Origin of the sequence: Winogradskyella aurantia (assembly GCF_002266855.1) — a bacterium.
GTDB classification, from domain to species: Bacteria; Bacteroidota; Bacteroidia; order Flavobacteriales; family Flavobacteriaceae; genus Winogradskyella; species Winogradskyella aurantia.
The window spans coordinates 424376-448885 of the sequence record NZ_NGJN01000001.1 but is presented as its reverse complement, the minus strand read 5'-3'; the positions used below and the strand labels follow the sequence as shown (position 1 = coordinate 448885).

The 24510-nt window shown below is 36.6% G+C and carries 21 protein-coding genes and 1 tRNA gene; 13 read left to right on the top strand and 9 right to left on the bottom strand.

Going from position 1 to position 24510, the window contains the following annotated elements; all coding sequences use genetic code 11:
- Positions 1–4 precede the first annotated feature (4 nt).
- Positions 5–1903 carry an amidophosphoribosyltransferase gene (locus CA834_RS02085; RefSeq protein WP_094967001.1) on the top strand — a complete coding sequence of 633 codons (1899 nt, stop codon included), beginning with the start codon at positions 5–7 and terminating at the stop codon, positions 1901–1903.
- A 522-nt stretch (positions 1904–2425) separates the two neighbouring features.
- On the opposite strand, the gene CA834_RS02080 is transcribed toward CA834_RS02085, so the two are convergent.
- A complete protein-coding gene (locus tag CA834_RS02080; protein ID WP_094967000.1) occupies positions 2426–3034 on the bottom strand; it encodes a superoxide dismutase in 609 nt (202 codons plus the stop codon).
- Positions 3035–3147: 113 nt separating this feature from the next.
- Between CA834_RS02080 and CA834_RS02075 the strand changes: the two genes are divergently transcribed.
- The 5 genes from CA834_RS02075 to CA834_RS02055 all read left to right on the top strand — a co-directional run bounded on the left by CA834_RS02075 (position 3148) and on the right by CA834_RS02055 (position 12686).
- Positions 3148–6276, top strand: coding sequence for a UvrD-helicase domain-containing protein (locus CA834_RS02075; protein ID WP_094966999.1), 3129 nt, complete (start codon positions 3148–3150; stop codon positions 6274–6276).
- A 41-nt stretch (positions 6277–6317) separates the two neighbouring features.
- Positions 6318–7511: a glycine C-acetyltransferase gene (gene kbl / locus CA834_RS02070; RefSeq protein WP_094966998.1), complete on the top strand. Its 1194-nt coding sequence runs from the start codon at positions 6318–6320 to the stop codon at positions 7509–7511.
- Between the two features lie 125 nt (positions 7512–7636).
- Positions 7637–9034 (top strand): OmpA family protein, encoded by a 1398-nt coding sequence (locus CA834_RS02065; protein ID WP_094966997.1) that lies wholly within the window; start codon positions 7637–7639, stop codon positions 9032–9034.
- Positions 9035–9094: 60 nt separating this feature from the next.
- Positions 9095–11857, top strand: a complete 2763-nt coding sequence (locus CA834_RS02060) for a PD-(D/E)XK nuclease family protein (protein WP_094966996.1) — start codon at positions 9095–9097, stop codon at positions 11855–11857.
- Entirely contained in the window at positions 11847–12686 is an 840-nt protein-coding gene (locus CA834_RS02055) for an alpha/beta hydrolase family protein (protein WP_094966995.1), read from the top strand. The genes CA834_RS02060 and CA834_RS02055 overlap by 11 nt, the downstream gene beginning before the upstream one ends.
- 36 nt (positions 12687–12722) lie before the next feature.
- Here the strand turns inward: CA834_RS02055 and CA834_RS02050 are convergent.
- Positions 12723–12796: transfer RNA gene (locus CA834_RS02050), tRNA-Ala, on the bottom strand.
- 73 nt (positions 12797–12869) lie between these two features.
- Here CA834_RS02050 and CA834_RS02045 point away from each other — a divergent pair.
- Positions 12870–13523, top strand: coding sequence for a hypothetical protein (locus tag CA834_RS02045; protein WP_240507402.1), 654 nt, complete (start codon positions 12870–12872; stop codon positions 13521–13523).
- Here CA834_RS02045 and dcm read toward each other — a convergent pair.
- The gene (gene dcm / locus CA834_RS02040; protein WP_094966993.1) at positions 13513–14772 is read right to left on the bottom strand and encodes a DNA (cytosine-5-)-methyltransferase; all 1260 of its coding nucleotides are present in this window, start codon (positions 14770–14772) and stop codon (positions 13513–13515) included. The genes CA834_RS02045 and dcm overlap by 11 nt on opposite strands.
- A 49-nt stretch (positions 14773–14821) precedes the next feature.
- Positions 14822–15619 carry a universal stress protein gene (locus tag CA834_RS02035; protein ID WP_094966992.1) on the bottom strand — a complete coding sequence of 266 codons (798 nt, stop codon included), beginning with the start codon at positions 15617–15619 and terminating at the stop codon, positions 14822–14824.
- 34 nt (positions 15620–15653) lie between these two features.
- Between CA834_RS02035 and CA834_RS02030 the strand changes: the two genes are divergently transcribed.
- The 5 genes from CA834_RS02030 to CA834_RS02015 all read left to right on the top strand — a co-directional run bounded on the left by CA834_RS02030 (position 15654) and on the right by CA834_RS02015 (position 18990).
- Complete coding sequence (locus CA834_RS02030; protein WP_094966991.1) at positions 15654–16154, top strand: GNAT family N-acetyltransferase; 501 nt, start codon at positions 15654–15656, stop codon at positions 16152–16154.
- Complete coding sequence (locus tag CA834_RS02025) at positions 16151–17485, top strand: MATE family efflux transporter (protein WP_094966990.1); 1335 nt, start codon at positions 16151–16153, stop codon at positions 17483–17485. The genes CA834_RS02030 and CA834_RS02025 overlap by 4 nt, the downstream gene beginning before the upstream one ends.
- A gap of 33 nt (positions 17486–17518) precedes the next feature.
- Positions 17519–17695, top strand: coding sequence for a hypothetical protein (locus CA834_RS14610; protein WP_165764738.1), 177 nt, complete (start codon positions 17519–17521; stop codon positions 17693–17695).
- 79 nt (positions 17696–17774) lie between these two features.
- Positions 17775–18227: a 6-pyruvoyl trahydropterin synthase family protein gene (locus CA834_RS02020; protein WP_094966989.1), complete on the top strand. Its 453-nt coding sequence runs from the start codon at positions 17775–17777 to the stop codon at positions 18225–18227.
- Entirely contained in the window at positions 18220–18990 is a 771-nt protein-coding gene (locus tag CA834_RS02015) for a UDP-2,3-diacylglucosamine diphosphatase (RefSeq protein ID WP_240507401.1), read from the top strand. The genes CA834_RS02020 and CA834_RS02015 overlap by 8 nt, the downstream gene beginning before the upstream one ends.
- Here CA834_RS02015 and CA834_RS02010 read toward each other — a convergent pair.
- The 3 genes from CA834_RS02010 to CA834_RS02000 are packed head-to-tail and all read right to left on the bottom strand — an operon-like array spanning position 18984 to position 22406.
- On the bottom strand, positions 18984–20261 hold the full coding sequence (locus tag CA834_RS02010) for an MFS transporter (RefSeq protein WP_094966988.1): 1278 nt from the start codon (positions 20259–20261) through the stop codon (positions 18984–18986). The genes CA834_RS02015 and CA834_RS02010 overlap by 7 nt on opposite strands.
- A 5-nt stretch (positions 20262–20266) precedes the next feature.
- Entirely contained in the window at positions 20267–21958 is a 1692-nt protein-coding gene (gene recJ, locus CA834_RS02005; RefSeq protein WP_094966987.1) for a single-stranded-DNA-specific exonuclease RecJ, read from the bottom strand.
- Positions 21959–21971: 13 nt separating this feature from the next.
- A complete protein-coding gene (locus tag CA834_RS02000; protein WP_094966986.1) occupies positions 21972–22406 on the bottom strand; it encodes an OsmC family protein in 435 nt (144 codons plus the stop codon).
- Positions 22407–22471: 65 nt separating this feature from the next.
- On the opposite strand from CA834_RS02000, the gene CA834_RS01995 reads away from it, so the two are divergent.
- On the top strand, positions 22472–23074 hold the full coding sequence (locus tag CA834_RS01995) for a carboxymuconolactone decarboxylase family protein (protein ID WP_094966985.1): 603 nt from the start codon (positions 22472–22474) through the stop codon (positions 23072–23074).
- 62 nt (positions 23075–23136) lie between these two features.
- Here the strand turns inward: CA834_RS01995 and CA834_RS01990 are convergent, their stop codons facing one another.
- On the bottom strand, positions 23137–23706 hold the full coding sequence (locus tag CA834_RS01990) for a uracil-DNA glycosylase family protein (RefSeq protein ID WP_094967237.1): 570 nt from the start codon (positions 23704–23706) through the stop codon (positions 23137–23139).
- Positions 23707–23752: 46 nt separating this feature from the next.
- Positions 23753–24424, bottom strand: coding sequence for a 16S rRNA (cytidine(1402)-2'-O)-methyltransferase (gene rsmI / locus CA834_RS01985; RefSeq protein WP_094966984.1), 672 nt, complete (start codon positions 24422–24424; stop codon positions 23753–23755).
- Positions 24425–24510: the final 86 nt, after the last annotated feature.

Below are 24510 nucleotides of genomic sequence, written 5' to 3'. Positions count from 1 at the left end.
TAAAATGAGTGATGCTTTAAAACACGAGTGCGGAATTGCACTTATTCGACTTTTGAAACCCTTGGAGTACTACAAGGAAAAATATGGTAGTGCTTTTTATGGAGTTAATAAAATGTACCTAATGATGGAAAAACAGCACAACCGTGGTCAGGATGGTGCTGGTTTTGCAAGTATAAAATTAAGTACTAATCCTGGGGAACGCTACATCAGTCGCGTTCGTTCAATTGCTCAGCAACCTATACAAGATATTTTCTCTCAAATCAATAAGCGCATTAATGAAGAACTAACGCAAAATCCCGAGTACCAAAACAACGTAGCCCTTCAAAAAAAGTATATCCCATATATTGGTGAATTGTTACTAGGGCACGTGAGATATGGAACTTTTGGGAAAAATAGTGTGGAAAGTGTACATCCATTTTTGAGACAAAACAATTGGATGCACCGCAACCTTATTGTGGCAGGTAATTTCAATATGACCAACGTAAATGAGCTTTTTGACAATCTTGTTGAGATAGGTCAGCACCCAAAAGAGAAAGCGGATACCATTACCGTTATGGAAAAAATCGGTCATTTCTTAGATGATGCAGTCTCAAAAATTTACAAAGACCTTAAAAAAGAAGGCTATTCAAAAATAGAATGTTCTCCCTTAATAGCAGAACGCTTAAAAGTGCATAAAATATTGAGACGAGCTGCTAAAAACTGGGATGGTGGTTATGCCATAGCGGGTCTCTTAGGCCATGGTGATTCTTTTGTCCTCAGAGATCCTGCAGGAATAAGACCTGCCTACTATTACAAGGATGACGAAGTAGTTGTTGTAGCCTCTGAGCGACCAGTAATACAAACGGTATTTAATGTCCCCTTTGAAGACGTTATTGAACTAGATCCAGGACACGCCATCATTACCAAAAAATCTGGAAGTACGGAAATTAAAAAAATACTAGAACCTCTAGAACGCAAAGCTTGTTCTTTTGAACGCATATACTTTTCGCGAGGAAGCGATGCAGAAATCTATAAGGAGCGCAAGGAACTTGGCAGATTACTTATGCCTAAAGTCCTTCAAGCCATTGCAAACGATACTAAGAATACTGTTTTTTCATATATTCCGAATACAGCCGAAACCTCCTTTTACGGTATGATTGATACAGTAGAAGAACACCTCAACCATAAAAAGACAGAAGCCATTCTTAATGGTAAACGGGAATTATCAGCAGATAAGGTAGAGGATATCTTATCTGAAAGACCAAGAATAGAAAAAATTGCCATCAAGGACGTTAAGCTTAGAACCTTCATTACAGAAGATAGCAGTCGGGATGATTTAGTGGCCCACGTATACGATGTCACCTATGGTGTTATTAAACCTACGGACAACCTTGTTATTATTGACGACAGTATAGTCAGGGGAACCACATTGAAAAAGAGTATTATTAAGATGTTAGACCGGTTGAATCCTAAAAAGATAATCGTGGTATCTTCTGCACCACAAATTAGATATCCTGATTGTTATGGTATAGACATGGCGAATTTAGAAAGTTTAATCGCTTTTAGAGCCGCATTGGAATTATTGAAAGATAGCGGGCAATACCATATTGTGGAGGACATCTATAAAAAATGCCTCACTCAGGTAGATCTTAAGGACACTAATGTTATTAATTACGTAAAAGATATCTACAGCAACTTTACGGACGAACAGATATCCGATAAGATATCCGAGTTACTTAGTGATGAAGAGGTAAAAGCAGAGGTTAAGATCATTTTCCAAAGCGTTGAAAACCTTCATGAAGCATGTCCTAAGAATTTGGGAGACTGGTATTTTACCGGTGATTATCCAACTCCAGGAGGAAATAGAGTCGTTAATAGAGCCTTTATAAATTTCTATGAAGGGAATAAACAACGCGCCTATTAAAATACCATAAAAGGCACTTTATCCGATAAAATTTGTTTTATATCGAGGATTTGTGCAGTTCGTCTAGTATATATGCTCGTTTTAACAAATAAAATTACATTGGTATCACCATAACATAAGTAGGTTAAGTTCATGGTAGATTTGGGGCAAAAAAAGGTGAACAGATGTTCACCTTTTTTTATGTCTTTTATTGAAGTATTACTTTAAGTAACCTACATAAACAAAACTGTTTTGACCCTTATTTAATGCGTATATAGAGGTCTTTCAACGCTTAGGCTAATATATAGGTCGTTTGTCCAAAAAATTCAGGGGTTAGAAAAATGTCAACTTATATTTGATTCACCATAACATAAGTAGGTTAAGTTTATGGTAGATTTGGGGCAAAAAAGGTGAACATCTGTTCACCTTTTTTCATTTTCAATACGTTTGCAAAAAATCATTTGCTCCTTTAAACTACAGAATCCTTTAACATAAAAAAACCCAAACCATAAGGCTTGGGTGTTCTCTGTTAGTTCCTTAGACTTACTTCGCCTCGGCATAACGTTTTTCAATCTCGTTCCAGTTAATAATTTTAAAGAACGCTTCAATGTAATCAGGTCTCCTGTTTTGGTAATTCAAATAATACGCATGTTCCCAAACATCAAGACCTAGTATTGGAGTCCCTCCACAACCAACTCCAGGCATTAAAGGATTGTCTTGATTAGGTGTTGAACACACCTCTACTTCACCGCCTTTGTGAACGCATAGCCACGCCCAACCAGAACCAAACTGGGTTGCTGCTGCCTTACTAAACACCTCAATAAAAGCATCCTTTGAACCAAATTTAGATTCAATAGCGTCTTTTAATTCTCCTGAAAGATAGCCTCTATCGTTTGGGTTAATGACCTCCCAAAACAATGAATGGTTGTAAAAACCACCTCCATTATTTCTAACGGCCATGTTTGTCATATCTAGGTTTGCAAGAATATCTTCAATAGACTTTCCGTCCAAAGCTGTTCCCTCTAAAGCTGCATTTAGTTTGGTAGTGTATCCATTGTGATGTTTTGTATAATGGATTTCCATGGTTCTAGCGTCAATATGAGGCTCTAAAGCGTCATATGCATATTTTAATTTTGGTAATTCAAAAGCCATAATATTATTTATTTTTAATGTTAATAATCTAATAATAACAAAATTACGATATTGAAAACAACAAAGTCTAAATAAAATATTAAGATTCCCTATTTTGGTATAAAATTTTTCTTTTGTCAGAAACTACCTTTAAAATCTTTAATGCCTCTGCTGGAAGTGGCAAAACTTATACCTTAACCAAGGCTTATCTCAAACTTCTATTTCAATCTGACAACTACACGGAATTCAAAAATATTTTAGCCATCACCTTTACCAATAAGGCGGTAGGTGAAATGAAGGCGCGCATTATTTTAATGCTTAAAGTTTTCTCGACACACGATTTGGGCGAAGAAATCCATCCTATGATGATCGCTATTTGTGAAGAGCTCTCAGTGACCGAGGAATTCTTAAAAACTAAATCAAGCCATATTTTAAAGCATATTGTTCACAATTATGGTGCATTTGAAATTTCAACAATCGATGGCTTTACACATCGCGTTATTAGAACCTTTGCCCACGATTTGCATTTACCGGTTAATTTTGAAGTTGAACTAGACCAAGATCGTCTATTGACCGAAGCTGTCGATGCTTTAATAGCTAAGGCCGGTACCGACAAAACTTTAACAGATACTTTAGTTGACTTTGCGATAGAAAAAACTGATGATGATAAAAGTTGGGACATCAGTTATGACTTTAATAAAATTGCCAAGCTCCTAGTCAACGAAAATGACATTATTGAATTAGAAAAACTCGAGGGCAAATCCCTGGAGGATTTTAAGGATTTAAAAAAAGATGTATATAAAAGAATTAAATCCATTGAAACTGCTATTATAAATAGTTCTTCAGAAATACTAACCTTAATTGAGGAATCTGGTTTACAATTTGATGATTTCTCCAGAAAGTCACTTCCCAACCATTTCTTAAATCTCAAAAATGGCAGAACTGATTTATCATTTGAATCAAATTGGCAAACCGACCTAATTGAAGGTCAGCCGTTGTATCCGAAGCGTGTTTCAGATTATATTGTGTCAACAATAGAAAGCCTCCAACCACAACTTGCCGAAAGTTTTAACTACACTAAGTCATTAGTGCTTGACTTAAAGTTTTTAAAATCCATTTACAGAAACATTACCCCTTTATCTGTTTTAAATGCCATTCAAAATGAATTAAATCAGATTAAGAATCAACAAAACAAGATACTCATCTCTGAATTCAACCAAATTATAAGCAAAGAAATTAAAGACCAACCGACACCCTTTATATATGAACGGTTAGGAGAAAAGTTCAGACATTATTTCATTGACGAATTTCAGGATACCTCCAAAATGCAATGGGAAAATCTCGTCCCCCTATTGGATAATGCCATTTCAGGACCAAATGGTTCTGCCATGCTGGTTGGTGATGCCAAACAGGCGATCTACAGATGGCGTGGTGGTGATCCAGAGCAATTCATAGAGCTTTACAATAAAAATAACAATCCGTTTTTTGTTGAAGCCGTTGTGGAAAATTTAGATACTAATTATCGCAGTGCTAAAGCCATTGTTGAATTCAATAATTCATTTTTTAAGTTTTTAGGTGAGACCTTTTTTGAAAACAGGGACTATGCAGAATTATATGAAAGCGCCCCACAGCACAGCAACCTTAAATCTCCTGGGTATGTCGATTTAACCTTTTTGGGCATAAAAAAAGAAGACGATACGACAGAACTCTATGTGAATGCTGTTTTAGAAACCATTAAGCAATGTCAAGCCAATGGTTATGACCTCAGTGATATTTGTGTTATAACCAGAAAACGGAAAGAAGGGGTCGCTATTGCAGAATATCTTAGCGATAATGGAATAAACATAACATCCTCGGAGACACTCCTATTAAAAAATTCAGAAAAGGTTAGTGCGCTACATTCTACTTTAAAGCTACTTTTACAGCCACAAAATGATATTTTAAAAATTGAAGTGCTCTCGTTTATCGCTAATATTCAAGGTATTGAAGATAAACATGCCTTTTATGAGATTCACTTAAAGAAAGACTTGAACGCCTTTTTTAAATCATTAAACCGTATAGACATTCATTTTAACGGAGACCTACTCCTTCAAATGCCGTTGTATGAGCTAGTGGAATATTTAATTAGAGCCTTTAAACTAGAGAATACCTCTGATGCCTTTCTTCAATTTTATTTAGATACGGTTTTGGAATTCACACAAACCCAAAATTCCGATATCTCTGCCTTTGTAAGTTATTTTGAAGAGCAACAAGATAAGCTAAGTGTTGTTTTGCCCGATCATTTAAATGCCGTACAGATTATGACTATTCATAAGTCAAAAGGCTTAGAGTTCCCTATTGTTATTTTTCCATTTGCAGACCTTGATATTTACAAAGAACTTTCTCCAAAAGTATGGTTTCCTGTAGACAAGAATGTCTATAATACCTTTGAAAGTCTTTTATTAAACTACAACAAGGATGTAGAACATTTCAAAGAAATAGGCAAACAAATTTATATGGAGCATACCTCTCAACTTCAGCTTGATAATATCAATTTGCTGTATGTAGTTTTAACTAGGGCTGTAGAACAACTCTATATAATTTCAAAAAAAGATTTAGACTCTAAGGGATTGCCCAATAGCAAAACCTTTTCAGGCTTGTTTATTTCCTATTTACAACACAAAGGGAGTTGGTTAGATTCTGAATTGCATTACTCTTTTGGTGAAATGCCCATAAAAAAGGAAGAGTCAGAGGCTTTGGAAGCAAGACAATTAAAGCTTATTTCAACTCCTAAAGAGAGTCATAATTTAAGTATCATAACCAAATCTGGTTTGCTTTGGGATACCCAGCAAGAGCAAGCTATCGAAAAAGGAAACTTAATACACCTGATACTGTCTAAAATAAAATCGGAAGACGACATAGGGTTTGCCTTTGAAGAACTTATCTCGTCTGGAGACCTCAATGCCCAAACCCTGGAAAGCACACAAAGAGTAGTTAAAGAACTCATACGTCATCCCGAACTTACCCATTATTTTAATACTACCTATGAAGTTTACAACGAGAGGGATATTATTACAAAAACAGGTGAGATTTTACGACCTGACCGACTAAATATTGATGCTCAAAACAATGTTGTAATTATTGATTATAAAACAGGTGAAAAACAGGCGCATCACAAATCGCAAATCAACGCCTATCAGACCGTTTTGGAGGCTATGAATTTAACTATTACTAAAAAGCTATTGATTTACATAAATGAACCCATCGAAGTTATTGAAGTCTGACCTAGGCATATTATCTTTGTTGGAGATAAAAATTGAAAATAATGTACGGAGAAATTAAATCATTTTTACAGAAAGAAATCGAAACCATTAAGGAAGCGGGATTATTCAAGAAAGAACGCATTATTACCTCACCTCAAGGTGCGGAAATTACCCTTAATACAGGACAAAAAGTTTTAAATTTTTGTTCAAATAACTATTTGGGGCTTTCCTCTCATCCAGAAGTTGTCAAAGCGGCTAAAGACACATTAGATTCACATGGCTTCGGCATGTCTTCCGTAAGATTTATATGTGGTACCCAAGATATCCACAAAGAACTTGAGCGAAAAATAGCTGAATTTTACGGTACGGAAGACACTATATTATATGCAGCGGCATTTGATGCCAATGGTGGTGTCTTTGAACCTTTGCTTACTAAGGATGACGCTATTATTTCCGATTCATTAAATCATGCCTCCATCATTGACGGCGTAAGGCTTTGTAAGGCGGCGAGATACCGTTATCAAAATAACGATATGGAAGACTTAGAAAAGCAACTTATCGCAGCTAGTGAAGATGGAGCAAGGTTTAAATTAATAGTGACCGATGGCGTCTTTTCTATGGATGGCCTTGTAGCGCCATTGGATAAAATTTGTGATTTAGCTGATAAATATGACGCCATGGTAATGATTGATGAATGCCACGCTACTGGTTTTATAGGAGAAACAGGTATCGGTACGCTGGAAGAAAAAGGTGTTTTAGGAAGAATAGACATCATTACGGGTACTTTAGGTAAAGCTCTGGGTGGAGCTATGGGTGGTTATACTACCGCAAAAAAAGAAATTATTGAAATCCTTAGACAACGGTCTAGACCTTATTTATTTTCAAATTCTTTAGCGCCAGCAATAGTTGGAGCATCAATTAAAGTGTTTGACATGCTCAAGAACGATACCTCATTAAAAGATAAGCTTGACTGGAACACCAAATATTTCAAAAAGGGAATGAGAGAGGCTGGTTTTGATATAATTGAAGGTGACTCTGCTATTGTACCGGTAATGCTATATGATGCGCAACTATCCCAAAACATGGCGGATATGCTTCTTGAAGAGGGTGTTTATGTCATAGGATTCTTTTATCCCGTTGTGCCTAAAGGTAAAGCCAGAATAAGAGTTCAGCTTTCGGCTGCTCATACCAAGGACCAACTTGATTTTGCCATTTCAGCCTTTATCAAAATTGGCAAAAGACTTGAGATAATTTAAAATCGTTACAAACTCACTATTATAGGGCATTGTAACAATATTTTTATATATTTGTCTTTGTTAATAACATTTAACAAGTTACTTTTGCCAACAATTAACACTTATAATTTAAAATTAATTAGAATATGAAAAATCTTAGCAGATTATTACTAGTTGCAGTGCTCCTTTTTGGAATGAGCGCTACAAATGCGCAAGATAAAAACAATCCATGGGCTTTCGGTATTGGAGTAAATGCAGTAGACCCTTACCCAGTAGGTGAAGATATGCCTCAAGGAGATTATTTTGACGAATTTTTCAACGTTGACGACCATTGGAATATCCTTCCTTTTGTTTCAACAGTATCACTATCTAGATATTTAAGTGATGGTTTTATCTTTTCAGCTACAGGTTCGTTAAATCGCATTAGTAAATTTGGTTCAATTGCAGACCCTATTACTGGTCGCGAAACAACCAATAGAGTTGATAATCTAACATACTTCGCCATTGATGGTCGTGTGTCATATAGTTTCATGGAATTAATAAATTCTAAGACTTTCGAGCCTTATTTAGGCGTTGGAGGTGGTTATACTTGGCTAGACGATATCGGAGCAGGGACATTAAATGGTTCTCTTGGATTTAGATATTGGCTTTCGGAGAAGGTAGGTGTTGATGTACAATCTACTTATAAACATTCTTTTGAAGATTATTTACCGAAGCACTTTCAACATGCAGTTGGGGTAACTTTTAAATTCGGTGGTACTGATACGGATGGTGATGGAATTTATGATAATGAAGATGCTTGTCCAGAAGAAGCTGGATTAGAAATATTCAACGGTTGTCCAGATTCAGATGGTGATGGCATACAAGACTCTAAAGATGATTGTCCTAACGAAGCTGGTTTAGCTGAGTTCAACGGTTGTCCTGATACTGATGGTGACGGTGTAATGGATAAAGATGATAAATGTCCTACTGTTGCTGGTTTAAAATCATTAATGGGATGTCCTGATGCTGATGGCGATGGCGTTGCTGATGGCGATGACAATTGTCCTAACGAAGCAGGTCCAGCGGCTAACAATGGCTGTCCTTGGCCAGATACAGATGGTGATGGTGTCTTAGATAAAGATGATAAATGTCCTAATGAAGCAGGATTGGTTGAATTGGATGGTTGTCCACAAATTAAGCCTTCTGCTGAAGTTGTAAAATCACTTAATACTTACGCTAGAGATATCTTATTCGATACTGGTAAAGCTACATTTAAAACTGAAACCGATAAAGTTTTACAAGCTATGGTAACTATATTTAAAGAGTATCCAAAAGCAGAGTTTTCTATAGATGGTCATACAGATAGTACAGGTTCTAAAGCTACTAATCAGAGATTATCTGAAAGAAGAGCTAACGCTGTTAGAGATTACTTAATAGCCAATGGAATAAGCGCTGATAGATTAACAGCTACTGGTTATGGTGAAGATAAGCCTATAGCAGATAATCGCACAAGAGCGGGAAGAGAAGAAAACAGACGTGTAGAAGTGAATTTGAAAAATTAAACTTCTCAAAATATAGAATAAAAACGCTCCGAAATTCGGAGCGTTTTTTATTTTTACCTTATGGGTAGTTTTATTAAAAGTGTGCTGATTAGCCTTAAACAGCAAAACCATGATTTAGATAAAATTTGTTTTGTTCTGCCAAGTAAAAGGGCAGGGGTTTTTCTTAAACGCGAGTTGACTGAAGTTATAGATAAGCCCATTTTTGCACCTCAATTATTAAGCATCCAAGAATTTGTAGAGGATTTATCTGGTCTAAAACAGCCGTCAAATTTAGAATTACTGTTTAGTTTCTATAGCACTTATAAAAATTTGAGGGGTACTTCAGAGCCAGAACCATTTGAGTCATTTTCAAAATGGGCACAATTACTCTTGCAAGACTTCAATGAAATTGACCGTTACCTTATTCCACAAGACCGTGTTTTTGACTATTTAAAGGCCATCAAGGAGCTCAATCATTGGTCGCTAGAAGGCAACCAAACTGACCTTATCAAAAATCACCTCAAATTTTGGCATAACCTAAAACTATACTACAAAGAATTTAGCGCTAATTTAATAGCATCTCAAAAAGGCTATCAGGGATTAATCTACCGAGAGGCCTGTGAAAATCTTGAGTCCTATATCCAAAACCACAAGGATAAATTACATGTATTTCTGGGTTTTAATGCACTTAATCAATCCGAGTCTAGAATAATACAAGAGCTTCTCCAAAATGATATGGCTCTCATTTATTGGGACATTGATAAAACATTTATAGACGATACTATCCACGATGCCGGTTTATTTATGAGAGCCTACAGCAATAATTGGAGCTACTTCAAAAAACATGCGTTTAATTGGGTGTCCTCACATTATAAAGAGCATAAAGACATCCAGGTTTTTGGTGTGCCAAAACATGTTGGTCAGGCTAAGCTAATTGGTCAATTATTGGATAACATTAGCCATGATAATCCAAATTTCAATAATGTCGCTGTTGTATTAAGCGAAGAGAGTCTTCTAGTCCCTGTATTAAATTCTCTACCTCAAAGTGTTAAATCACTTAATGTTACTATGGGCTTACCATTGAAATTTGTGCCTCTAGCTTCCCTTTTTGAATCTCTATTTGCAATACATAAAAACAATTCTAATCAATTCTACTACAAAGACATTGTAAAAATAATTTCCCATCCATCGATAAACTTATTATTTATGGACCAAAAAATCAATGTGTCCAGAGATATCGTCGGTTTTATTCAAAAAAATAATCTGGTTTATTTGGACACATTAGAGTTAAAAAATATTTCCGAAACAAACCATGACCTTATAGATGTTTTGTTTAAATCTTGGGAAGACATGCCATCTATAGCTTTAAAACGATGCTCTGAACTTATATTCCAAATCAAAAAAAAGTATACCCCAAGCCAACATAGCCTAGAGCTAGAATACTTATATCGATTCAAAACACTCTTTAATCAACTCGAGGAGTTAAATACAAACTTTAACCATTTAGACACTATTAAAGGGTTACATCACCTATTCAAAGAGCTTTTGAGTTCAGAAACCTTAGATTTTAAAGGCGAACCTTTAGAGGGGCTACAAATTATGGGTATGCTAGAATCTCGCGTTTTGGATTTTGAGACCGTTATTATTAGCGCTGTCAATGAAGGTATTTTACCTGGTGGAAAATCTGACAACTCCTTTATCCCCTACGATATAAAGCTAGAGAATGGACTTCCAACCTTTAAAGAAAAGGATGCGGTTTATACCTACCACTTCTATAGGTTGTTGCAACGGGCCAAAAAGGTATATATTCTTTATAATACTGAGATAGATGCGCTCAAAGGAGGCGAAAAAAGCAGGTTGATTACCCAACTTGAAATAGAGGGTATCCATGACATTAAACATGCCATTGTAACGCCTAAAGTACCCGTGATTAAAGAATATATTGAGCGTATTCACAAAACACCCTCAGTAATGGAGGCCTTACAAAAATTAGCAGTCAAAGGATTTTCACCCTCCTCGCTTACCAATTATATCAGAAACCCTATCGCCTTCTATTTTGAAAAAATTTTAGGTATTGAACAATTTGAAGACGTGGAAGAAAATATTGCGGCTAACACCTTGGGAACCGTTATACACAATACCTTAGAAACGTTTTATAAACCGCTTGAGAATATATTTCTGACCGTTGAACAGCTGACTGAATTTAAAACTCTCATAGACAAGACAGTTGCAGAAGAATTTACCTCAATTTATAAAAAGGGTGATTTTAGCAAAGGGAAAAACCTCATCATTTTCGAAATTGCCAAACGTTATATTTCCAATTTTATTGATACGGAAATCAACAGTTTAAAAGATGGTAATACCATAAAAATTATTGCTATTGAAACAGAAGAGTCAACAGTTATTGATATTGATGAATTGGGTTCCCCCATTCAATTGAAGGGGAAAGTAGACCGAATAGATGAGTTTAATGGCAAAACTAGAGTTATTGATTATAAATCTGGCAAAGTAGAGCAAAATAAAGTCGAAATAGTTAATTGGGGAGATCTCACAACCGATTATGACAAATATAGTAAGTCCTTTCAGGTGTTATGCTATGCCTATATGATGTTAAGGAAAGGTAGAATTTCCCTTCCAATTGAAGCCGGGATTTATTCTTTTAAGAACTTAAATGCCGGCCTTTTAAAATTTGGACAAAAGCCATCAACAAATAGTAGAACAAAAAATCAATCTATAACAGAAGATACCATAGATGCATTTGAAGCAGAGCTTAAAAAGCTCATTCTGGAAATCTTTGATCCCAATATTGATTTTGTCGAAAAAAAACTACCCAATGCAAATTAACAAGAATCTTATTTTAACACGAGAGAATAACAAGCCCATTTTAATTGACACCTTTTATTCTGAGGATTATGACCAACAGCCTATTGCTATTTTTTGTCATGGCTACAAGGGCTATAAGGATTGGGGCGCTTGGAATTTAATGGCAAAAGCCATAGCTAATGCAGGCATTTGCGTTGTGAAATTCAATTTTTCCCATAATGGTGGTACTATTGAACAGCCCATCGATTTTCCGGATCTTGAAGCTTTTGGACAGAACAACTACACTAAGGAGCTCGATGATTTAAACGATGTTATTGACTGGGTTTCTAGACAATTTAATGATCTATCCTATATTGATATATCTAACATTGGCTTAATTGGTCATAGTCGTGGTAGCGGTATAGCCATTTTAAAAGCCGCAGAAGACAAAAGGATAAAAAAGCTCATTTCTCTTGCGGGTGTTAGTGATTTCGAAATGAGATTTGGTTCTGAAGAGGAGATTAGAACCTGGAAAGCCAGTGGTGTGAAATTTATAGTTAATGGAAGAACCAAACAGCAAATGCCCCATTATTACCAATTCTATGAGGACTTTTTAAGAAATCGCCAACGTTTGAATATCCAAAGGGCAACACGTCATATGGACATTCCACATCTTATTATTCACGGAGATAAAGACAATACTGTTAAAATTGAGGAAGCCCAGAGCGTTCATAAATGGAACCCAAAAAGCGAACTATTTATCGTAGAGAATGCTGACCATGTCTTTAATACAAAACAGCCATGGACAAATGAAGATGTTTCACCAGAATTAAACCTAGCTATAGCTAAAATGTCTTCTTTTCTAAAATAGAAAAGCCCCCGTATATTGGAAGCTCTTTTGTCTAAGTGGAGAAGATCGGGCTCGAACCGACGACCTCTTGACTGCCAGTCAAGCGCTCTAGCCAACTGAGCTACATCCCCATTTTTGGCAATTACAAATAAAGTACAAAACTTTACATTATCCAAAATTAGCTAAATTTAAATCATCAAATATTTGACCATACAAAAATATCAAATGGCCAATTCTAATTTTAGACAGGACTTAGATAATGAAGTACTATTAGCGAAATATCTTAACGCCATTTATTTGAAACTATTTAAAGGTTCTAATTACAGGTTCAATAGAATCAACCAACTCGATAGGCAATATAAAGGTATTGATTTGGTATTAAGTAATGGTACAACAAGTTTCAATGTTGATGAAAAAGCACAGCTCGATTATCTAAACACCTCGCTGCCTACTTTTGCTTTTGAGCTTTCTTATTTAAAGAATACTAATTGGCACCAAGGTTGGTTTATTGATGAAACCAAAACTACAGATATCTACTTTTTAATAACCGGTATTTACCCAAAAGGACACAATTTAAATAATGGATTAGAAAAGGTTAAAATAACTGGAGTTTATAAAGACAAATTAACTCGTTTGCTCAATGAAAAAGGACTTTCTCATGAAACCTTAAAATCTATTGATGAGCAATTAAGATCAAAAGGAGAACACGGAAAATATCCTATAAAAGAACTAAATCCAAAGACTGAAGGTGTATTATACTTCTCTAAAAACAATAAAGATGAACAACCTATTAATTTAGTATTAAGGCTTGATTTCTTAATACGTAAAAAGGTTGGAAAAACTATTTTTAAGATGTGATTTCGTCCGCAAGAACCTTACCTAGTTTTTCAACGACACCTACAACCAGTGCATTTCCCATAAAAAAGGCACGCTTGGCAGCCGTCACACCTTCAACCTTGGTATGATTATCTGGAAATGTGTTCAACCTTTCCAACTCAACTGGTGTCAGTCGTCGCAGGCGACCATTAACCCGAATTACATGTTTAAATCGCGATGCAGACTTTCCGCCCTCTCCTGTTATAATCGTTCTTGAGGGTTTTTTCAAATCATCAGGAAAAATCATCTTTCCTTCATTGTATTTGTACCAGAAGTCATTAGCTTTATTATAACGTTTTTCATTTTTAGCGCCTTTGAGGTATGCCCATTTGTCCAGAGAGTTATCTTCTAAGTAAAAATCCTCAGGAACTTCTTTTTCTGGTATTAATATATCTCCCAAGGTCTTATATTCCCCATAGTAGTCCGGTTCATATTTTTGGCTCCAAAAGTTGCCTTCTATCATAACACCTGTATTCATAAATGGAGATAATTTTTGGCCTTTATTAAAATGATCCGACACTTCTACTAGGTTTTTCCCCAAAACCCTATGATTCAAGTTTGCGTTAGCTGATTTACCAGGAAATGCCTTTGCTGTAATACCATCCTCAAAAAGCCATTCTGTTTTTCCTTTGGCTTTTTGTAATTTTTGATAGAGCCCAGTACTCTTATGATAACCAATGATAAAAATACGTCGACGCCGCTGTGGCATTCCATATTCAGATGCATTTACCACCTTCCATTCTACGGCATAGCCTAGGTTATTGAGCGACGCAAGCATCACAGCAAAATCGCGACCTCTTTGGGAAGCCGGTGACTTTAAAAGTCTATCTACATTTTCGAGCAGGAGATATTTTGGTTTTTTTTCTTTTTTGCCCTCAAGAATACGGTGAATTTGCCACCATAAAACACCTTTTTTACCAATGAGGCCACCACTATGCTTCAAGGTTGTGGCGACCGAATAGTCTTGGCAAGGAAAACCGCCAACCAATAAATCATGATCTGGGATATCGCGAAGATCTACGGTTGCAATATCTTTATTTGAGTGCTTATCCTCACCCCATCTTTGGGTGTATACCATATTGGCATGCTGTTTCTTGGTGCTTGGCTCCCATTGATTACTCCAAACCACGTCATAATGACTGCTTTTCCGTTTTGGAAAGCCTTCCAATCCGATTCTAAATCCACCGACGCCTGCGAAAAGCTCTATAGTTTTTATTATCTCTTTGCTCATAAGTAGCCAATGATTTCACTAAGGTCTGAACCAAATGTAACTATGCAATTTACTTTAGGCCGCTCAATACCAGGACCGGCATTTTATTAGCATGAAAGTCCTTTTTTAAAATTGTGTCCTTTTCCCAAAGTTTTGAAAAGAACCCGCGTTTGCGTCTCACAACGCACAACAGATCAGGATTATTCTCCTTGTAATGTTCAAGTACAGCTTGAAAGGTTGTTGGTCGTTCTGAAATTGTTGTATTTGTAATTATCCTTTTTAATTCATCATTAATCTCAAAGTCACCTTCAAGGTGATGCGGGGTTTTTACCAACAAAATATTTACAACGGCTTTAAATTTGTCTTTGATAGCGATGAGAGGTTTAAGAACTCCTTCTTTTTTAATGACGGCGGACTTAAGTGCCAAAAGAATTTTAACAATAGGTTTATAAATATATCCCTCCGGTACAATTAATACTGGTATTTGAGTGCGCTTAACAATCTTTCCAGATGTCTTACCAAGGTAAACCTCTTCTTTGCTTGAAGTGGTTCTCGGTTCTAAAATGATCAAATCAACCTTCAACGCTTTACAAACCTCTTCTAAAGTGTCAATCAATTCTCCTTTAAACGTTCTTGTAATAACCTCTACTCCTTTTTTATCAACAGTGGCAACATGGGATTCAAGAAAAGCCATAGATTCGCGCTCAAGAATATGATCAATCTTTATCATTGTTCCGGCTTTGGTATATACGTTATATATTTGAACTACATAAACTTTTGCGCCGAATGCCTTTGCAAAATCAATAGCATATTGTAAATGCGATGTTGCATTTTTAGAGGGCCCTACAGGAACTAAAATTGTTTTCATTACTGTTAAATTTGAAACAAAAGTACATATAATAATGATACGCACTGGACAAGAAAAAGACCTAGACTCTATTATGGCCACAACAAGAGCCTGTGCAAAATCTATGATAGAGAAAGGAATTTATCAATGGAATGACTACTATCCGAATATTTCTACTTTTGAACAAGATATAAAACGGAATGAGCTTTACGTCCTAGAATTAAATAGACTGGTAATTGGATGTGTCGTTATATCTACCTTAATAGATGATGAATATATTCCTATAGAATGGCTAACAAAAAATAAAAATAACATATATATTCATCGCTTATGCGTTCATCCAAAATATCAAGGTAAAGGTAATGCTCAAAAACTTATGGAATTCGCAGAGATACATGCTATAGAAAATGGTTATTGTTCTATTCGATTAGACACCTTCTCGCAGAATGTAAGAAACCAAAAGTTTTACGAACTTCGCGGTTATAAACGATTAGGTGATATTTACTTTCATAAGCAAAGCAAATATCCCTTTCACTGTTATGAATTAGTCCTTTGAGCGCAGAAATCTCATTAAAACGAATAAATCAACTTGCTATTCCAGCTTTAATTGCAGGAGTGTCAGAGCCCATACTATCTCTAACAGATGCTGCCATTATTGGTAATATGGATTACAATGCCACAGAATCCCTGGCAGCAGTTGGTATTGTAACGACTTTTCTCTCTATGCTTATTTGGGTTTTAGGCCAAACCCGAAGTGCTATTTCGTCTATTGTATCGCAATATCTCGGGGCTGAGAATTTAGAGGCGGTTAAAAATCTACCAGCCCAAGCTATGTTTTTGATTACCTCCTTAAGCGTAATTATCATTTTAGTGACTTATCCCTTTGCTTCTGAAATTTTTAAGCTTTACAATGCGTCTGAAACCATTTTAAATTATAGTATTACCTACTATCAGATTAGGGTCTTTGGATTTCCGTTTACCCTTTTTACCATTGCCGTTTTTGGCACCTTTAGAGGACTCCAGAATACCTTCCATCCTATGTTGATTGCTATAACTGGTGCCGTGGCAAATATCATTCTCGATATTATTTTGGTTTATGGTGTTGAAGGTTATGTCCCTGCCATGCACATTGAAGGTGCGGCTTATGCAAGTGTTATTGCACAATTGATTATGGCAGCCCTTTCAGCTTATTATATGCTAAAAAAAACTGATATTCCACTTCTTATTAAACTTCCTTTTAATCCGGAGATTAAGCGCTTCGCCTTAATGATTATAAACTTATTTATTAGAACCATTGCCCTAAATATCGCTCTATATTTCGGCACAAGCTTCGCTACAAAATATGGTTCGGTTTATATAGCAGCTTACACTATTGCTATTAATCTATGGTTTCTAGGGGCTTTTTTAATTGATGGTTATGCCAGTGCTGGTAACATTCTATCTGGTAAACTCTTGGGTGCTAAAGCTTACAATACTTTAATCGAATTAAGTAACAAACTTATTAAGTACGGAATTCTAGTTGGTTCAGTTATCGCTATAATAGGTGGTTTATTGTATTACCCCATCGGTCGTTTATTTACCAACGACCAGCAGGTATTGACTGAGTTTTACGAAATCTTTTGGTTAGTAATTGCTATGCAGCCTCTTTGTGCCTTAGCCTTTATTTTTGATGGTGTTTTTAAAGGTCTTGGACGTATGCAATTCTTAAGAAATGTCTTGTTATTTTCAACGCTATTGGTCTTTATCCCAGTTATTTTAGTATGCGATGCATTGGGTTTTAAACTTTATGGGATTTTCATAGCCTTTACACTTTGGATAATAGCGAGAGGGCTCCCTCTAATTATAAAATTCAGGAAAACATTTAAATCACTAGCGCAAAACACTTAAATTTGAGCCAAGATAGAAAGGCATTTTTTCTCTTTGACAGCTATAATTTACATATTACAAGAGGTTGATATTGATCAGAAACTCAAAGAGGCCCCTGATAGCAGCTATGGTGTCGGTGTGTTTATTGGAATGCTTTTACCCTTTGTCATCTTAGTGGCGTTCGCCTATTTAATTTATAGATATAATAAGAATCGATATAAAGAAGACTAAACATGGGGAATTATCTGTTTTTAATCTTGGCCATTGCCTTGATAGTTATCTATTTTGTTAATCGTAATCGCAAACCCTAATGAGTCAAATTCGAATTACAAAACAATTTTCTTTTGAAACGGGTCATGCTCTTTATGGCTACGACGGTAAGTGCAAAAATGTGCATGGCCACAGCTACCGCTTAGACGTCACTGTAATAGGTATTCCTATTTCTGATAGTACCCACGTAAAATTTGGAATGGTGATTGATTTTGGGGATTTAAAAAAAATTGTGAAGGAAGAGATTGTAGACGTGTTTGACCATGCTACCGTATTCAATAAAAACACACCTCATATAGAATTGGCCAAAGAATTAGAAAACAGAGGGCATAACGTATTATTGGTAGACTATCAACCGACAAGTGAAATGATGGTAATAGACTTCGCCGTAAAGATTAAGAAGAGACTGCCAAAAAACATAAAACTTCATTCCTTAAAGCTTCAAGAAACCGCCACAAGTTTTGCAGAGTGGTTTGCTTCGGACAATGAATAGCAATCATCACATATCCATTCCAAAAGGTAAGAAAATCTATTTCGCATCAGATAATCACTTGGGTGCACCCGATTGCGAAAGCTCTTTACCGAGAGAAAAAAAGTTCGTGGCTTGGTTAGACGAGGTAAAGGAAGACGCCGCAGCTATTTTTTTACTCGGTGATCTGTTCGATTTTTGGTTTGAATATAAAACGGTAATCCCAAAAGGATTTACTAGAACCTTAGGTAAACTCGCAGAGATAAGCGACTCTGGTATCCCTATTCACTATTTTGTGGGCAACCATGATTTATGGATGAATGGGTATTTTGAGGAAGAGCTAGGGATTCCCGTTTACCATAACCCTATGGAGTTTACATTGGGAAAGACTTCTTTTTTTATTGGCCATGGCGATGGTTTAGGCCCCGGTGACAAAGGGTATAAGCGCATGAAAAAAGTCTTTATAAGTCCTTTTTTTAAATGGTTATTTCGATGGGGTCACCCTGATATTGGGATGCGTATTGCCCAGTACTTTTCGGTAAAGAATAAATTGATCTCCGGAGATGATGACGCTACTTTTTTGGGTGAAGACAAGGAATGGTTAGCGGTTTACAGTCGGAAAAAATTAGAGGAAAAACATCGTGATTACTTTGTGTTTGGCCACAGACATTTGCCTCTAGAAATACAGCTTAATCCAAAGTCAAAATACATCAATTTAGGCGATTGGATTCAGTATTTTACTTATGGGGTTTTTGATGGTGAAACCTTTGAATTGAAAAATTATTGAGCCTTAGTCTCTTCGTAATGCTCATCGATATCTTTACGCAAATCCAGTTCTCTTAGCGGTTGATTTTTAACGCCAATTATTGCCACAATAATTAGTGTTACGGTGCCACCGAGCACTACAGCCAATGGTGCACCAAAAATCCGTGCCGCTATACCACTTTCCAGAGCCCCGAGTTCATTAGAAGATCCCACAAACATGGAATTAACTGCTCCAACACGTCCTCTCATAGCGTCTGGTGTTTTTATTTGAAGAATCGTTTGTCGCACTACCATTGAGATGCCATCAAAAACACCAGATAGGAACAGCATCACCACACTGAGCCATAATAATTTTGAAGCACCAAAAACAATCATACATAGCCCAAACCCAAAAACGGAGACCAGTAATTTCTTTCCAGTACTTTTTGTAATTGGTATGTAAGTCGTGGCCAACATGGTTAGGATACTGCCAGAAGACAATGCTGCGTTTAATAGTCCAAATCCTTCTGGTCCGGCATTTAAAACATCTTTGGCAAAAACGGCAAAAATAGCTACAGCACCACCAAACAATACAGCAATCATATCTAAGGTCAATGCACCTAAAATGACTTTATCATTGAACACAAACCGGAGCCCTGCTTTGAGACTTTCCTTCACGGACTCATTAGACCCTTGATTCAAAATAGGTTTTTTGCTTATTTGTAACACGAAAACGAATGACAGTACTACCAAGAAAAAAATAATACCAAGGGTATAGTGGACCCCAATCCATGCAATTAAAAATCCACCACACAAGGCGCCAAAAACATTCGCTCCCTTCCAAGTGCTACTGCTCCATGTGGCAGCATTGGGATATATTCTTTTAGGCACCAGCAGTGCAATAAGTGAAAATATTGTGGGCCCAAAAAAGGCTCTTAAGACGCCTCCAAAAAACACCAATCCATAAATGCCGTATAAAATAGTTGTGGTTTCCCACAAGGATTCAATACGTTCTGAGCTTAACCAAAATAATCCGAAACTTATTAATGAGAACAAGGCAATGCAAAGTGTAAATAAATTTCGCTTTTCCTTTTTATCAACGATATGACCAGCAAAAGGCGCGAGAAAAAAAGCTGGTAGAAATTCACAGAGACCAATAATTCCTAAAGCTAAAGGGTCTTGAGTTAAGGCATACACTTGCCACTCTATGACTACAAACTGCATGGACCAACCGAAGACCAATGCAAATCTTACCAGCAAAAATATATTGAATTCTTTAATTCGAAGTGCTGCGTATGGGTCGTTTTTATACAATAAGTTTAGGCTTTAATATCTTTTAGTTTTAACTGCAATGTAGTATTTCCATTCCAATGATTTTCATCTATAGTATATACTGCGCTAAATGACTGTTGTTTTTTAATTAGGTCTATTTTATCTCCTAACCCAAAACCTATACAGACTAATTTATCATTGGGTGATTGTGTAGCAGTAAAGCGAATATGTTTATCATCCTCACCTACACATTTTCCCCAGCCCGTGTCTCGAATATCTTGGGTCATAAAAACCGGTGTCATATTACCGGGCCCGAATGGTGCAAACTGTTTAATGATTCGGTATAATTTATCATTAATGTGATTAAGACTTATGTTCATATCCACCCTTATCTCTGGAGTTAAAAGTTTAGGGTCTATGGTTTGCTTTACCACAGTTTCAAATTTTGCTTTGAAAGCCTCGTAGTTTTCTGGTAACAAGGTTAAACCCGCCGCATATTTATGGCCTCCAAACTGTTCGATAAATTCACTACAAGCCTCTAATGCATTATATACATCGAAGCCTTTAACAGATCGTGCTGAAGCCGCTAATTTATCGCCACTTCTAGTAAACACCAATGTTGGCCTATAGTAGGTCTCGATTAAACGCGAGGCTACTATACCGATTACACCTTTGTGCCAAACTTCATTGTAAACAACTGTGGTAAAACGGTCTTCTTCTTTATTTTCTTCTATCTGAATTAAGGCTTCTTCCGTTATGCGCTGATCTGTTTCACGACGATCAGTATTAAACTGATCAATATCTACAGCGTACTGTACCGCCAAATTAAAATCCGTTTCGGTTAAAAGTGTCACAGCATGGTTACCGTGTTTCATTCTGCCAGCAGCATTAATACGCGGCGCAATGATAAAAACCACGTCGGTAATGGTTAATTCCTCTTTTTTTACCTCAGCAATAATGGCTTTCATACCTGGCCGTGGATTAGTGTTAATGACCTGAAGACCAAAATAGGCCAAGGCTCTATTTTCACCTACTATAGGTACAATATCCGCTCCAATAGCCGTCGCCACTAAATCGAGATATGCTGTTAAGTCTTCTACGGTTTGGCCCTGGTTAATGGCCAAAGCCGTAATTAGTTTAAAGCCCACCCCGCAGCCGCAGAGTTCTTTAAATGGATAATCACAATCACTGCGTTTAGGATCTAAAACAGCAACGGCTTCTGGAATATTATCACCAGGTCTATGGTGGTCGCAAATAATAAAGTCAATGTCTTTTTTCTTAGCATAAGCGACTTTATCTATAGCCTTTATGCCACAGTCTAAAGCAATAATCAACGAAATGTCATTATCATATGCGAAGTCAATACCCTTAAAAGATATCCCATAGCCTTCATCATAACGGTCAGGAATATATGTGGCAACGGTATCTGTTCTAGTTTTTAAATATGTGGACATTAACGCTACTGAGGTGGTGCCATCTACATCGTAATCGCCATAAACCAAAATATTCTCGTTTTGAAGTATCGCAGATTCAATGCGTTCCACGGCTTTATCCATGTCTTTCATTAAGAACGGATTGTGTAAATCTTCAAAACTTGGCCTGAAAAAGGTTTTTGCAGCTTCATACGAATCGATACCTCTTTGCAACAATAATGTCGCTACAATATCATCGACCTGAAGTTCCTTTTTTAGTTCTTCAACTTTAGAAGGTTCGGGTTTTGGCTTTAATGTCCAGCGCATAACACTATACTATCTATTGTAGATTGGTCATAATATGATATTGAACAGTTGTTTTTACATCTGCAAAACGTCTAAACATTTCCATCACGCCGCAGTATTTTTCAACCGAAAGCTGAACTGCTCTTTCAATTTTTTCTTTATTCAAATCCTGGCCATAGAAATGATAATCAACACTAACTGAGTGGTAATATTTAGGATGCTCATCCGTCAATTCTGCCGAAATTTCTATTTTAAAATCGTCTATTTCAACTTTCATTTTATCCAAAATAGAAATAACATCAAGGCCTGAGCAACCGGCTAAAGATGATAACATCATGGCCTTTGGTGACAACCCAAAACGTTCTTCCTGTCCCTCAATGTTTGTGTCCATGACTACGGTTTTACCACTAGGATTATCCGATTCAAAGGTTAGACCACCTTTCCAATGCGTTGTGACTTTATGTGACATATTTTTTAGTTTACGTGTTAGAAATACTATCTTGTTCTCTCAAAAATACTATTAAAAAAATAACTATGGCATTAGTAACTCCATTGTCTGCAGACCATGATTTAGAAACTAAAGAACTGGCAATATTTTTTAATGAAACCCTTGGGTTTTGTCCAAATTCGGTATTAACCATGCAACGCAGGCCAGCTATCTCTAAGGCCTTTATTAACTTAAACAAAGCCGTAATGGCGAATGAAGGTCGCGTAACATCTGCATTAAAGCGCATGATTGCTTGGGTAAGTAGCAACGCCACAGGATGCAGATATTGCCAAGCCCATGCCATAAGAGCAGCTGAACGTTATGGTGCTGAACAGGAGCAATTAGAGAATATCTGGGATTACAGAACGCATTCTGCATTTTCTGAGGCAGAACGTGCTGCCTTAGATTTTAGCTTAGCTGCAAGTCAAATCCCTAATGCTGTTAATGCAGATATAAAAAATCGCTTATACAAACATTGGAATGAAGGTGAAATAGTGGAAATGCTAGGCGTGATATCACTTTTTGGTTACCTTAACCGTTGGAACGATTCCATGGGAACCACAATGGAAGAGGGTGCTATTGAAAGTGGAAATCAATTTTTAAGAAAGCACGGTTTTGAAGTTGGTAAACATGATGGATCACAATATTAGTTTGTAATTCTCCTGACAGAAAAAAACCAACCCTATTCCTGGTTTGTTCAAAGGTGATTTTATTATATAATTTCCCTTATAACCTTCTGAAGATTTGGTACAACGAACTCTTCAAACCAAGGGTTCTTGCTTCTCCAAAATCGATTGGTTGGTGAGGGATGTGGAATTGGAAAGTAGTAGGGTAAGTAGGTCTCGTAGTCACCAACAGTTTCTGTCAACGTTCGTTTCGCTTTATCTCTTAAATAATACTTCTGCGCATAAGCACCAATTAAAATAGTCAATGCCACATTAGGCATTTTATCTAATAATGATTGATGCCATTGTGGTGCACATTCCGGTCTAGGGGGTAAATCCCCTGTTTTTCCCTTTCCTGGGTAACAAAAACCCATCGGGATAATGGCAAAGTGTTGCATGTCGTAGAATTGTGCTTCTGTGACATTAAGCCATTGTCTTAACTTTATACCACTTTGGTCATCCCAAGGAATCCCAGATTCATGAACTTTAGTTCCTGGGGCTTGTCCTATAATTAAAATTTTAGAATTTACATGAGCTCTCAGCACAGGTCTTGGTCCTAAAGGCAACTGTAATTTGCAGATGGTACATTGCCTGATATTGTGAAGTAGGTCTTCCAAAAAAAGAAAATTAATTATATCCTTAACATTGGTTCCAAATAACAAATCATTTCTTTCCACCAACCACAATAACAATCTCACCTTTAGGTGGTTTATCAGTGTAATATTCTAAAACTTCCTTGGCTGTTCCACGAGTGGTTTCTTCATAGAGTTTAGTAAGTTCTCTAGAAACTGAAACGGGTCGGTCTTCTCCAAAATACTCGCAGAAATGACCCAAGGTTTTCAATAATTTGTGTGGGCTTTCGTAAAAAATTATGGTTCGAGTTTCCTCTGCTAAAAACAATAATCTGGTCTGGCGTCCTTTTTTAACGGGCAAAAAGCCTTCAAATACAAACTTATCATTTGGCAGTCCACTATTTACTAGTGCAGGAACAAAAGCGGTTGCTCCGGGTAAACAGTCCACTTCTATACCGTGATCTACGCAGGTACGAACCAACAAAAACCCTGGATCTGATACCGCAGGTGTACCAGCATCGCTGATTAGGGCAACGGATAATCCAGATTTTAGTTTTTCAATTACCCCATTAATGGTTCTATGTTCATTGTGCATATGGTGGCTTTGCATCGGTGTAGAGATATTGTAATGCTTTAAAAGCTTTCCGGAAGTCCTAGTGTCTTCTGCCAAGATTAAATCTACCTCTTTTAAAACATCGATGGCTCTGAGCGTCATGTCCTTTAAGTTTCCAATTGGTGTTGGTACTAGGTAAAGTTTAGTCATTCGTCTCTACAATATTTATCTAAAAAAAGAGGTGAGTAAATAACAGGATACTGCATAGGGTTCTATTAATCTAACTATGTGGTGCA